This is a genomic window from Streptomyces sp. E11-3, assembly GCF_046540415.1.
Classification (GTDB): Bacteria; Actinomycetota; Actinomycetes; order Streptomycetales; family Streptomycetaceae; genus Streptomyces.
The window spans coordinates 2,935,855-2,947,941 of record NZ_JAZGRL010000001.1; the positions used below are offsets into that span (position 1 = coordinate 2,935,855).

At 69.8% G+C, this 12,087-nt stretch carries 14 protein-coding genes and 1 pseudogene; 8 read left to right on the forward strand and 7 right to left on the reverse strand.

Features of this window, described 5'->3' with window-relative positions:
• Window positions 1-1,170, forward strand: a 1,170-nt coding sequence (locus U9R90_RS13230; protein WP_411056642.1) for a hypothetical protein, incomplete at its 5' end; no start/stop codon positions are given.
• 89 nt (window positions 1,171-1,259) lie between these two features.
• Complete coding sequence (locus tag U9R90_RS13235) at window positions 1,260-1,721, forward strand: hypothetical protein (protein WP_411056643.1); 462 nt, start codon at window positions 1,260-1,262, stop codon at window positions 1,719-1,721.
• On the opposite strand, the gene U9R90_RS13240 is transcribed toward U9R90_RS13235, so the two are convergent.
• The 3 genes from U9R90_RS13240 to U9R90_RS13250 form a co-directional block, all read right to left on the reverse strand.
• Window positions 1,675-2,682 carry a MarR family transcriptional regulator gene (locus U9R90_RS13240; RefSeq protein ID WP_411056644.1) on the reverse strand — a complete coding sequence of 336 codons (1,008 nt, stop codon included), beginning with the start codon at window positions 2,680-2,682 and terminating at the stop codon, window positions 1,675-1,677. The genes U9R90_RS13235 and U9R90_RS13240 overlap by 47 nt on opposite strands.
• Before the next feature lie 259 nt (window positions 2,683-2,941).
• Window positions 2,942-3,127, reverse strand: a complete 186-nt coding sequence (locus U9R90_RS13245) for a DUF397 domain-containing protein (protein WP_411056645.1) — start codon at window positions 3,125-3,127, stop codon at window positions 2,942-2,944.
• Entirely contained in the window at window positions 3,124-3,933 is an 810-nt protein-coding gene (locus U9R90_RS13250) for a helix-turn-helix domain-containing protein (protein WP_411056646.1), read from the reverse strand. Before U9R90_RS13250 ends, U9R90_RS13245 begins: the two co-directional genes overlap by 4 nt.
• Before the next feature lie 134 nt (window positions 3,934-4,067).
• Here U9R90_RS13250 and U9R90_RS13255 point away from each other — a divergent pair, with 134 nt between their 5' ends.
• Window positions 4,068-4,556, forward strand: a complete 489-nt coding sequence (locus U9R90_RS13255) for an ATP-binding protein (protein WP_411056647.1) — start codon at window positions 4,068-4,070, stop codon at window positions 4,554-4,556.
• Here the strand turns inward: U9R90_RS13255 and U9R90_RS13260 are convergent.
• A complete protein-coding gene (locus U9R90_RS13260) occupies window positions 4,456-5,256 on the reverse strand; it encodes a LuxR C-terminal-related transcriptional regulator (RefSeq protein WP_411056648.1) in 801 nt (266 codons plus the stop codon). The genes U9R90_RS13255 and U9R90_RS13260 overlap by 101 nt on opposite strands.
• Window positions 5,253-6,551, reverse strand: a complete 1,299-nt coding sequence (locus U9R90_RS13265; protein WP_411056649.1) for a PspC domain-containing protein — start codon at window positions 6,549-6,551, stop codon at window positions 5,253-5,255. Before U9R90_RS13265 ends, U9R90_RS13260 begins: the two co-directional genes overlap by 4 nt.
• A 169-nt stretch (window positions 6,552-6,720) precedes the next feature.
• On the opposite strand from U9R90_RS13265, the gene U9R90_RS13270 reads away from it, so the two are divergent.
• On the forward strand, window positions 6,721-8,304 hold the full coding sequence (locus U9R90_RS13270) for a PspC domain-containing protein (protein ID WP_411056650.1): 1,584 nt from the start codon (window positions 6,721-6,723) through the stop codon (window positions 8,302-8,304).
• Window positions 8,305-8,460: 156 nt separating this feature from the next.
• Here U9R90_RS13270 and U9R90_RS13275 read toward each other — a convergent pair whose 3' ends face one another.
• Window positions 8,461-9,006, reverse strand: a complete 546-nt coding sequence (locus U9R90_RS13275) for a DoxX family protein (protein WP_411056651.1) — start codon at window positions 9,004-9,006, stop codon at window positions 8,461-8,463.
• A gap of 162 nt (window positions 9,007-9,168) precedes the next feature.
• Here U9R90_RS13275 and U9R90_RS13280 point away from each other — a divergent pair, with 162 nt between their 5' ends.
• Both U9R90_RS13280 and U9R90_RS13285 read left to right on the forward strand, forming a co-directional pair.
• A complete protein-coding gene (locus U9R90_RS13280; protein ID WP_411056652.1) occupies window positions 9,169-9,519 on the forward strand; it encodes a hypothetical protein in 351 nt (116 codons plus the stop codon).
• A gap of 89 nt (window positions 9,520-9,608) precedes the next feature.
• Window positions 9,609-10,079, forward strand: coding sequence for a pyridoxamine 5'-phosphate oxidase family protein (locus U9R90_RS13285; protein WP_411056653.1), 471 nt, complete (start codon window positions 9,609-9,611; stop codon window positions 10,077-10,079).
• Window positions 10,080-10,101: 22 nt separating this feature from the next.
• Here U9R90_RS13285 and U9R90_RS13290 read toward each other — a convergent pair whose 3' ends face one another.
• Window positions 10,102-10,737 carry a Uma2 family endonuclease gene (locus U9R90_RS13290; RefSeq protein WP_411056654.1) on the reverse strand — a complete coding sequence of 212 codons (636 nt, stop codon included), beginning with the start codon at window positions 10,735-10,737 and terminating at the stop codon, window positions 10,102-10,104.
• A gap of 360 nt (window positions 10,738-11,097) precedes the next feature.
• Between U9R90_RS13290 and U9R90_RS13295 the strand changes: the two genes are divergently transcribed.
• Window positions 11,098-11,640 carry a hypothetical protein gene (locus U9R90_RS13295; protein WP_411056655.1) on the forward strand — a complete coding sequence of 181 codons (543 nt, stop codon included), beginning with the start codon at window positions 11,098-11,100 and terminating at the stop codon, window positions 11,638-11,640.
• A 221-nt stretch (window positions 11,641-11,861) separates the two neighbouring features.
• Window positions 11,862-12,067: pseudogene (locus U9R90_RS13300) on the forward strand (site-specific integrase); the annotation flags it as partial.
• Between the last annotated feature and the right edge of the window lie 20 nt (window positions 12,068-12,087).

Here is a 12,087-nt window from a genome sequence, read left to right on the forward strand (position 1 = left end):
CTGGCGCAAGCCGCCCCCGCCCCCGCCCCCGCCGCGGAAGCCGCGTTCGTACTCGACGCCGAGAGCGGCAGGTTCGGCGCCGCGAAGTCCGCTACGTTCGGCGCCGCGAAGTCCACCGGGAGCGCGAACAGCAGCGGCGCGTCCGGCGACATCGGCGTCAAAACCCTCAAGAACTACGTCGGAACCGCCACCGACAGCCAGATCCTTTCCGCCGGGAAGCAGAAGGTGCTCGCCGACACCACCCTCGCCTCCTCGCCGAACAAGGCCGAGCGCGCCGCCTGGGCCGCGTCCTCGAAGTTCGTCGACCTGTCCTGGCCGGACCTCGGCGCCACCGAGTACACGGTGTACCGCGACGGCGTGAAGATCGCCGACACCGCCGCTCACAGCTTCCGCGACACCGCCGTCACCCCCGGCAGCCAGGCCGAGTACAAGGTCTTCGGCGAGTCCAAGGGTGGCATCGGCCACACCTGGGGCCTGAACGCCACGGTGCCCGCCGCGGACGACGCCGCCACGCTCGCGTCCACCGCGCGGCAGATCGAAGCCAGGGCGAAGAAGTACTCCAAGACCACCGTGGTGTGGCGCTCCTTCATCCGCCAGAAGTGGGCCAAGGTCCCGAAGAAGCTCGGCAAGATCTCCGGCTGTAAGTACACCTCCGGCTACAAGTACCGGGGCGACAACCGCGGCTACTCCAAGAAGATCAAGGGGGCCTCGCACCGGGCGGGGGTCCGCGGCGTCATCTCCTGGACCAAGTCCAAGTACAACCTGTACCCGACGACGGGCTGGACCAAGGTCTACAAGGCCAAGTCCGGCAAGTTCGTCGCCAAGCGCAAGGCCAGTAAGAAGAAGATCGACTTCCGTACGATGTCGAGGTTCAACGGAAAGACCCGCGCCGTACGCGGCCGCGTCGAGGCCACCGACCCGTTCTGCCCGTCGTCCGGCCCGCGCCGGGCCGGCATCGGCGCCACCTTCGACATGCGCCTCGCCCGCAACGGTGACTTCTACGCAACCGGCAAGTACCGCAAGGCCCCGGACCACGAGCTGTACCTGTACGGCCACAAGGGCAAGAAGCACAGCACCAAGGTCGTGCACCGTTCGAGGAACAGCAGCCTGCTCTGCCTGTCCCAGCCGATGTGCGAACGCGGCACCATCAGCAACAGCGGCGGCTACTGACCCGGCGACCGGCGGTCTGCGGGGCGGTGGAAGAATGTCCGGGAACAGGGGCGCTATCCGACCAAGCACCCTGTCCGAAGGGGGTTGACGTGACTGTCACTTGGCGCAGCGCCTTTTCGTACGCGTTCGTCGTCGGCGTTCTGTCCTGGCTGACCGGCGTCGCTGTCGAACTCGGCCTGATGACCCTCTCCGAAGGGTCCGGCGGCTGGAGCGCCAGCAGGGCGTCGGACCCATGGGAGCTGGCCTTCCCGCCCGTCGCCGTCCTGTCCCTGGCCGTCGCCCGTCGCCTCCTGCCGCCGCTGCCGCGCTGGCGCGTGATCCTGACCGACGGCATCGGCTACACCGTCGTGCTGCTGGTGTACGCGGGCCTCGTCGCCTGGGCGGCCGGGGACGAGGCGCCGGCCGACAGCGCGTTCGTGACGGGCATCATCGCGATGCTCAGTCTCCAGCTCCCTGCGGCATGGCTGCTGTCCGCCTGGCGTTCGGGAGCGCTGGCGGTCGTGGTCACGCCGATGTCCGCGGCGCAGCGCGCCCGGCTGATGGCCGACTGAGCGAACCGTGCGAGAGCGGCACGGAGAGTGGTGTGCGCCGTGGCTCGCGGGCCATGTCGCGTAGCTGTGCGGCTCGCGCGCGTACGTCCTGCGGGGGCAGCAAGTCCCGCGCGTCTGCCGCGCCTCCGTCGTCTCGGCAGGCGCGGCAGAGACCGCCGGGCAGCGCCTCCGGTCGACCGGGTACACCGCAGTCCGTGCACTCCATGATCGGCGCGCGGGCGGCCAAAGGTACCGGGGCCGATGGGAGTTCGGGCGGCATCCGGTCGATGAGCCGCCGCCGCGTGAAGGCTCCGGGCGCGTGTACGCCCTCGGCGGGGAGCCCGGCCGTGAGGGCGTGCGCGAGGGTGACGGACGTCGCCCCGCGCACCAACCAGTCGGCGGTGAGGGGTTCGAGAGCCTCGCAGTCGGCGGCGGAGAGGGCCAGGCGGGGGTCTTTGCGGCCGAGTTGGGCGAGGGCGTAGTAGGCGGGGGTACGGGTCGGCTCGGGTGCGGGCGCGCCCTCGGGCGGAACGTCGTCCACCGTCGGCGCGTCGCTCGCGGGTACGGCTGCGGGTGCTGCGGCTGCGGGTGCTGCCGCAGCGGCGGTCGGGGCGTCACCGCTGAGGTACTGGGACCACCATTCGCCGTTACGTGCGGTACGGGACCAGTACGTACGGGACACCCAGCGGACTCCGCCGTCAGCGGTGTCGGCGAGCTGGCGTACGCGGCGCAGGTGACCCGCGCTGGAGAGCGCGTTGAGGGCCGTACGGACCGCCTGCTGGCCGTAGAGCGGGAGGGCCTTGGCGAGGGTCTTGGCGTCCATCGCGGCGCCTTCGGGGAGCCGGTCGATGAAGACGGCGATGTAGGCCTCGCGGGCGGGGAGGTGGGCGAAGTCGCCGGGGCGGCTGGGCGGCTGATCGAACACGGAGCGTTTGCCGTAGCCGGGGTTCGCCATGGGGTGTGCGGACGCGGGCAGGGCCACGTTAGAGTTTTCGTAAGCCACGAGATCGCTCGATTCGATCTTGGGGTGAGACCCCGGCCGGTGCTCTAACACCTGCCGGGGTTGTTTATTGCTGCGAACGCTAGACCGTCGCAACTGCCCGTGGCAAGCCGATCACGAAAAGTCATGTGGGCTGGTGAGTGCGGGAGTTGGCGGGGAGGAAGGGGTAACCCAACCTCCCATTCCCTGCAAACAGAGCTCGGATCTCGGCGCCCGAAGCTCGGGACGCGAGCGCCGGTACTCAGACGCGGGTGGCGTACGAGACGAAAGCGGCCCAGGCGGGTGCGGACACGGCGAACTGGGGGCTTTGGGCTCCGAGCTTCGAGTCTCGGATGTGGATGGTGTGGGGGCAGGTGGCGACTTCGATGCACTCGCCGCCTCCGCTGCTGCTGTAGCTGGACTTAAACCACACCAGCTCGCTACTCATAGCCCCTCCGCCAACTTTCTGATGAACGTGACCGACTCATCCTGCCTGAGAGCCTGTCGCAGGATCATGGCATGGCGCTGGGCGATGATGCTGACGCATTCCGGGTCTGAATAGAGCCTCCCCGTCGCCTGCCCCTCCTCGTAGGCCACGCGCTCGTGGTCAACCATCTCCAACAGCACGAACGGTCCATCGACGCCAGGACCGGCTCCCAGGAACGGAAGCACCTGGAGCATCACGTTACGCGCCTCGGCCGCCTCCAGCAGCCGCAGCAACTGACGCTTGTGCGCCTCAACTCCGCCCACCGGATTCCGGAGCGCGCCCTCCCCGATCACGAAACTGAACGCCCTGGTGCTCTTGCCGAGCACCGCCTGTCGCTCCATCCGGCCAGCTACCCGCTCCTCGATCGTCTCGTCGTCAAGCGGAGGGAGATAGGCGCTCAGCAGCGCCCTGACGGTCTCCTCGGTTTGCAGCAGGCCTGGGATGTGGAGCGGATGGTAGGAGCTCAGGTCGGTCGCCTCGGCTTCGTACCGCACGTAGTCCTCGGCATACGAGAGGAACTTCTCCGGCTTCAGGTACTCCTGCGCAGCGGTGAGCTTCCCACCCGCCCCACACACCTGATCCGCCACCTGCAACAACCGCAACGTCGGCCGTCTGCGGCCGTTCTCCATCGACTTCACGTACTCGTAGTCGTAGTTCGACTCGTTGGCCAGCGACTGGCGACTGACACCCGCCTCCGTCCGCCACAGCTTGATCTGACTTCCGCAATAGCGCCAAGCAATCGGCGGCTGAGAGTTCGCCTCGGACACAACGTCCACCTCCCCGCAGTCCACGCCGGGTACACCCACCCTCCGTACCCGCACCGCTACTCCAGAGGCTACGCGCCAACCTCCAACGTGAGCTGGGTAAATGACGGAAGCTCACACGCAAGGAAACGACCCGCATGGCAAGGGAAACCGAGTGGTACCTGTCGCGTCACTCACGAAGCGTGGGCCTTGTCCGTGCGCTTCTGCGAGAACAGGCCAGGGAATGGAAGATCCCGGACGAGGTGACCGACACAGCCGAGCTGCTGCTCAGCGAACTGACGACAAACGCGTACCGCCACGGGACGGTCCCGCCGGGCCGAGAGATCTGGGCCCGGTGCGTCCTGGACGACGACCGCCTCCGCGTGGAGGTGTCGGACGCGAACGCGACACTCCCCAAGCCCGGCCAGGCGTCGCCCGACGACATCTCGGGCCGGGGCCTGGCCCTCGTCGCCGCGCTCTCGGACGCCTGGGCCGCAGAACCCCGCCCCTGCGGCATCGGCAAGACGGTGTGGTTCGAACTGCTGCTCAGACCAGACGTCGAGCCGTCGCCCACCGAGTCAGCTCATGCCGGTTGGACAGCTGCAACTTCCTCAGCACAGCCGAGACATGGGACTCGACCGTCTTGACGGAGATGTAGAGCTGCTTGGCGATCTCCTTGTACGCGTAGCCGCGGGCGATCAGACGCAGGACCTCGCGCTCGCGCTGGGTCAGGCGGTCCAGGTCCTCGTCCACCGGAGGGGCGTCCGTGGACGCGAAGGCGTCGAGGACGAACCCCGCCAGCCGCGGCGAGAACACCGCGTCGCCGTCCTGGACGCGGAAGATGGAGTCGACCAGGTCCGTGCCGGTGATGGTCTTGGTGACATAGCCGCGCGCGCCGCCGCGGATCACGCCGATCACGTCCTCCGCGGCGTCGGAGACCGAGAGGGCCAGGAAGCGTACGGCGTTCTCCGGCGCAGCCATCAGGGGGGCGCAGCGGCGCAGGACCTCGACGCCGCCGCCGCCCGGCAGATGGACGTCGAGCAGGACGACTTCCGGCCTGGTCGCGGTGATGACCGTGACCGCCTGGTCGACGTCGGCCGCCTCGCCGACGACCTCGACGCCGGTGCGCTCGGTCTCGCCGATCTCGGCCTGGACGCCGGTGCGGAACATCCGGTGGTCGTCGACGAGTACGACGCGTACGTGACGCCCGGGTCCGGACGCGGGCCCGGACCCGCTCCCGCTCTCGGCCGCGCCGGTCCGCTCCGCGCCGGTCCCCTCCGCTCCGGCCGTCGCTCCGGTCTGCCCCGTCGCGTCGGTCGCGTCGGTCGCGCCGCTCATGTCGCTCATGTCGTCGTCGCCGTCCTCTCCATCTCCAGCTCGACTTCCGTACCGCCGCCCTGCGGCGAGCGCAGTCGCGCCGTACCGCCGTGCCGCTGCATCCGGCCGATGATCGATTCTCGTACGCCCATCCGGTCCGTGGGAACCGCGTCCAGGTCGAAGCCAGGGCCTCGGTCCCGTACGGACACGAAGACCGTGTCGCCCTCGACCTCCGCGAAGACCTGGACCGCGCCGCCCTCGCCACCGTACTTGGCGGCGTTCACCATGGCTTCCCGCGCGGCCTGCATCTGTGCGGTCAGCTTCTCGTCCAGCGGGCAGTCGCCGACCACGACGACCTCGATCGGGACTCCGTGCTTGTCCTCGACCTCGGCGGCGGACCTGCGGACCGCGTCGGCGAGCGTGTCGGGCTCGTCGTCCTCGTCCTTGCCCGTGCCCTCCGGCTTGTAGAGCCAGGTGCGCAGGTCACGCTCCTGGGCGCGGGCGAGGCGGCGCACTTCGTTCGCGTTGTCGGCGTTGCGCTGGATCAGGGTCAGGGTGTGCAGCACCGAGTCGTGGACGTGGGCGGCGACCTCCGCGCGCTCCTGGGCGCGGATGCGCATCAGCCGCTCTTCCGACAGGTCCTGTGTCATCCGGATGAGATACGGGCCGGCCAGCAGCGCGATGCCGACGAACACGGCGAGCGCGGCCTGCAGTACGGCGCCGAGGTCCTCGGCCGAGCCCTGCACGATGAAGATGCTGGAGACACCCGCGCCGACCAGCAGTACACCGGCGGCGGACCGCGCGAGGTTGAGGGTTCTGCGGCGGCGGCCGACCGCGATCCAGCGGGCCCTGCGGGCGTTGTCCGCCTGCCGCCAGACGAGGGCGACACCCGCACCGACCAGGACGGTGGGCCACAGGTAGGCCTGGGCGTGGCCGCCGATGTCGACGGAGCCGACGAAGACCATCGAGATGATGACCATCGCGAGGAGAGCGACGAACTGGCCCTTGTCGACCTTGCGTACGACCAGCTTGCGGCGGCCGTCGGGGCCCGTCTCGGTGGTGACCGAGTGCTGGCGCTCGGCGCCGCCGCCACCGACGCCGCCGACGCCGAGCGGGACGAAGAACCAGAACGCGGCGTACAGCAGCGCGCCCAGGCCGTTCGCCATGAACAGACCGATGAAGACGAGCCGCACCCAGATGACAGGCAGGCCGAGATGCCCGGCGAGTCCGCGCGCGACTCCGCCGAGCCAGCGGCCGTCGCCGCTGCGGTAGAGCTTGCGCAGCGGCTGCGGTTCTTCGGTGGGCGCGGTGGCGGCTGCGGGCATGTCACCGATAGTCACACGTGGGCGGGGGGTGAGGCATCAGGGTTGGTCCCGGAGGCGCCCCTGATCTCCGTCAGCCTCCCTTTCGACAGGTCGCCTCAGGGGCGATATCAGGGATGCGCCAGGGTTGTCCCGCCTGCCGGACGCGGCCTTCGCCCGTCACCATGTACGTATGACGGATCAGCACGCCGCGGCCCCGGAGCCGCACGACGCCGAGCCACCGGGGCAGCCGGGCGGGCCGGGCCAGCCGGGGCCCTCGGCCGGCCAGGCACCGGCGGGCGGACCTCCGCGGGCAGGCAACCGCCAGCACGGCGGCGGCTGGGGGCACGGTTGGGGCCACCACTGGGGTCACGCGAGCGAGCAGGCCCCAGGCACCAGCACCGGCAGCGACCCCGACGGGCCCGGTATCCACGTCAAGCTGCGCCGCGACCGACGGCACAAGGTACTCGGCGGTGTCTGCGCCGGGCTCGGGCGGCGCTGCGACATGGACCCGGTGATCTTCCGGATCGGGCTGGCCGTGCTCGCGATCACCGGTGGCGTCGGACTGATCTTCTACGGCTTCGCCTGGCTCCTCATCCCGTTCGACGACACCGAGGAGAACGAAGCGCGGCGACTGCTCTCCGGCCGGGTCGACGGCCCGGCGCTCACCGCGCTGCTGTTCGCCCTCGTCGGCTCCGGGCTCTTCCTCTCCATGCTGAACAACGGCGGCGTGATCACCTTCGCCGCCGTGCTCGCCCTGCTGCTCGCGGGCGCGGGCTACTGGTCGCAGCAGCGCTCGACGACCGACCCGGACCCGGTGACGGCGCAGACCGTCGCCGACGCCCCGCCCGAGGCCCAGGCGCCGCCCGTCTCCGGCGCGCCCTCCTGGTGGCGGGACCCCATCGTCAAGGACGGCACCTACGTCGGGTCCACCGGCTACTACTGGGGTCCCCCCGACCTGGCCGGGACCGAGGTCCGGTACGAGCCGGGCCACATATGGGCGCCGCCAGGACAGTCCCGGCACTCCCGCGTGACCCAGCGCCCCGCGGGAGTGCCCAAGCCGCGCGGCCCCCGCTGGATCGGCGGCTGGACCCTCCTGCTCGCGCTCCTCGCGGGCGGCATCGGCACCGGCCTGACCTGGGGCGACCAATGGGGCGGCGCCTCGCTCAGCACCAGCCTGCAGACCGGCCTGGCCTGCGCCCTGATCGTCTTCGGCCTGGGCATCGCGGTCAGCGCGTTCCTCGGGCGTACGGGTGTGGGGTCGGTGATCCTCGCGGTGATCACCGCGGGTCTGCTGGCCGGAGCCGCGGCCCTCCCGGCCAACATCAGCACGGAGTGGATGCGGACGGAGTGGACGCCCACCGCGGTCGCCGACGTACGAACGACCTACGAGCTCGGGACCGGCGACGCCACCCTCGATCTGAGCGGGATCAAGCTGTCCGAGGACCAGACCCTGCACACCGGCGCCGACGTGGGCGCGGGCCGCTTCAAGGTCGTCGTACCGCACAACGTGACCGTGCGTCTGAAAGCCGAGGTCGGCATCGGAGACATCCAGCTGCCCAGCGAGGGGCGGAACGACGTGGACGTCGCAGCGGACCAGAAGCGGGACGTGACGCTCAAGCCACCTGAGCCCCAGACCAGCGAGAAAGACGGCAAGAAAGACGGCGAGAAGGACAGCAAGGAGGACGGCAAGAAGGACAGCCCAAAGGGCGGCACCCTTGAGCTGGACATCGAAGTCGGCATCGGACAGGTGGAGGTGACCCGTGCCGCGCCATGAGTTCCAGCCGGGCAAGCTGGTCGCGGGCCTCGTCCTGGTGACCGCCGGGGCCCTGTACGCGGGCGACGCGGGCGGCGCCTGGAGCATCCCGTGGTACACGGCGATCCCGATCGTCGTCGGGGGCCTGTTCCTCGCGGCGGTCGTGTCGGCCGCGGACTACGCCACTCGACGGCGCCGCCGCCGTTCGCGCAGCAGCGCGTCCAGCGAGAACATCGACGCGCCGGCGAGTAGCAACGGCAGCCAGGCCATCAGATAGGCCAGGTCGTTGCCGTAGTAGTACGGCTCGACGGCCCAGCTCACGGTCAGCCACAGGCTCAGCGAGATCAGCGCGCCACCGAGCGCGGCGATCCTGGCCAGCAGGCCGAGCAGGGTGCCGATGCCGACGGCCAGCTCGCCGAAGGCGATGGCGTAGCCGAAGTTGACCGGGCTCTTCAGCGCGAGGTCGACCAGCGCGGGGATGGCCGCCGAGTCCCGTACGCCGTTCATCATCTCGCCGATCGACCCCTCGCCGGTCGCGGACATGAAGGCGGAGTCGGTCAGCTTGTCCAGGCCCGCGTAGATGAAGGTGACGCCCAGGAAGACGCGCAACGGCAGCAGCGCGTAACGCGACGCGGCCTCCCGCCAGCCCTCGCCGCGCCAGCTGCCTCCGCTGCCGCCGTCCCCCCATGTGTCGTACAGGTCGGTCCGCATACCGTGCGCCATCGAGCCCGCCGCCTCTCGGTTGATCCCTCAGCAGGACCATACGTACGACAGGAACGCCCCGCTCACCAGACCACGGGTCTTCTCGACTGATCACTCCCATGCCATGGTTCCTGAGCACCCGTCAGACAGACCATGCGACGATCCCGGACCGGAGGCACCGCCATGGCGCAGGACTGGACCCCCATCTACCTCGCACACCGCACGACATACGCCGCCTTCCTCACGGCCACCGACGCTGAGGCGCGGGTGTCCTGGCACCGGTGGCGCGGCGACTACGCCGACAAGGAGTGGGCCCTCACCGAGACCGACGCGGCGTACACGCGGACGCAGGCCGAGTTCAACATGATCGACCTCGAAGGCCTCGGCCCCATAGAAGAGGCCAGGGCCCTCGTCACCTGCATCCGCTCGATGCACGCCGAGGACACCGAGCCGGACGGCGTCTGGGAGCGCTATACGCAGCTACGGACGGCGTTCGTCGAGGCCGCCCGCGAGCACCTTGGAGCCCACCCGTAGCGCCCTGGGCACCCGTAGACCACACCACCTGAATCCGAATATCCGGATACCCGACAAAAGATGTCCGGTATCCAGGCCACACTGACGTCATGTCCTTCAACTGGGAAACATTCGCCACCGCGGAACCGACGCTCGCCAAGACCGTCCAGGAGCGCTTCGAAGCGTTCACGCACCACATCCTCGCGACTCTCCGCAAGGACGGCTCACCCCGCACCTCCGGCCTGGAAGTCCGCTTCCTCGCCGGGGAGTTGTGGCTCGGCATGATGTCGGACTCCCTCAAGGCGATCGACCTGCGCCGCGACCCGCGCTTCGCGCTCCAGGCCAACCCCGGCTCCGGCACCGAGATGGGCGGCGGCGACGTCCGCATCGGCGGCCGCGCGATCGAGGTCCACGACCCGGAGGTCATCGCGCACTACGTGGGCGAGGTCGGCCCGCCGGGGCAGTTCCACCTGTTCAGGGCCGAGCTGACCGAGGTGGTCAGGACGTCCGTCGACGGCGACCAGCTCGCCATCCAGATCTGGAACCCGGGAAAGCCGCTGCGCACGACGCACCGGCAGTGATCGCCGCCTCGGACGGCCGGCTCTACATGTCCTCGATCGCGCTGAGGTCGATGTCGACGGTGAAGGGAACGCTGAGCTTGAGGCGGTCGTGATGGACGCCGGCTGAGACATACGCCCCGGTCGCCGGGTCCAGCTCGTAGACATACACCGCAGGGCGGCCGTCCTCGCTCTGCTCGATCCGCCAGAAGTGCGGGATGCCACCTTTGGCGTAGAGTTCCGGCTTGCGTTCGCGGTCCCGCGACTCCGAGTCCGGAGAGACCACCTCCACGGCGAGGACCACGTCCGCGACCGGGTAGTGGGTCTCCTCACCCCCACTCACGGCTTCGGCGCGCACCACGGAGATATCCGGCTCCGGCCCCTGCCGCTTGTCGATGACCACGGTCATCTCCCGCCGCACACGCAGATCTCCGGGGACGGTGCTACGCAACCCTGCTTCCAGCAGGTACATCGTCAGAGTGTGGAAACTCCGCTGCGGGCTCACGAAGACCAGGCTCCCGTCGATCAGCTCGGTGTGCGGCGGGAGATCAGGCAGGCTGAACAGGTGGTCCACCGTCCAGCCTCCTGGCGGCGGGACAGGCCACACTCGCTTGGAAGACCGCGCGGGCTTGCCTTCCGAGGCGGGCTCGGACAGCGATTCGGCGGTCATGGTTCCTCCCATGGGCAGGATTCTGGGCCGTAGAGGCAGCGTACCCACCGGATACGACAAAGCCGCCGCCCAAACGAATGAGCGACGGCAGTGGCGTTGACCCGCTACGCGCACGCGGGGGTACGCGCACGCGGGGGTACGCGCACGCGGGGGTACGCGCACGCGGGGGTACGCGCACGCGGGGGTACGCGCACGCGGGGGTACGCGCACGCGGGGGTACGCGCACGCGGGGGTACGCGCACGCGGGGGTACGCGCACGCGGGGNCCCCAAACCCCCAACGCCTCCTGCGCACCCGCCTGGCGCGAACCCTCTGGGGACCGGCGGAGTACACCGACCGCCCACCCCGCTGGCTGTCCCGGGAGGGCCTGCTGGTGTCGACGGTCGGCACGACCTCGATCATCGGAGCGGGGGTCGCCGGAGCACTCACGGGCATCCCAGTGCTGTTCTCAGGAATGATCGGCGTACTCCTCGCCCTGAGCCTCGCGATCTACCTGATCGCCACCAGGGCGGGACACCTGCTGGTAGCCGCGGTCACCGTCCTGGGCGTCACACTGGCCCTGCAGTCACCCGAGGTAGCGGCCGAAACGGTCCTGACCGTACGAGGCGAACCACAAACAGCCACGGTGACCTCGATCGCGTTCCACACCGCACCGCACTGCTCGGTGGCACAACCGGACGGCAGGATCGCCCGGACCACGATCACGCGCGGCTGCAGCCAGGCCACCCGCCCCGGAGACGCCATCGGCATCATCTCCGACCCCAAGGGCCTCCTACGCCCCCGAGGCGCGGGCTTCTCCGAGTCCCTGGACCGCTCCCTCACCAAGACGGCCGGCCTCGCCCTGGGCCTGGCCGCCCTCTCCTTCCTGACGATCATCCGCTCCTACCGCGTACCGTCGCCGCGCCCACCGCGCTAACGACGAACTGTGCGTCCGGTGCATCAACGACCCCCGCGTCGCCGGCGAGGACACTGAACGGCCACCCACCGCAGAGGGACGCGCGGCTCCACCCACTCACCTAGAACCACGCATCCTGACTGCCGACACCCCGTCGCGCCGAACGCAGCCCGACCACCAAGCAGCGAGCCCGGCAACCTCACCACCGCTTCGGCCGATCCTCAGGCAGCGGACCTTGGCACGTCCGCTGCCACGACCTCCAATACCCCACCGTCACCTTGTTCCTGGAACAGGGCGTCGAACTCGTCGCCATCAAGGAACTCCTCGACCACGCCCACATCGGCGTCACGGCTACGCCCACGTCCGCCTTCAGCGGCAGGCCATCGATATTCTCGGCACCGCCATCGGCCCGACCGACGCCCCACCCACCACAGCCGTCGTCCGGTGACGTTGCCGTCACCGTTGCCG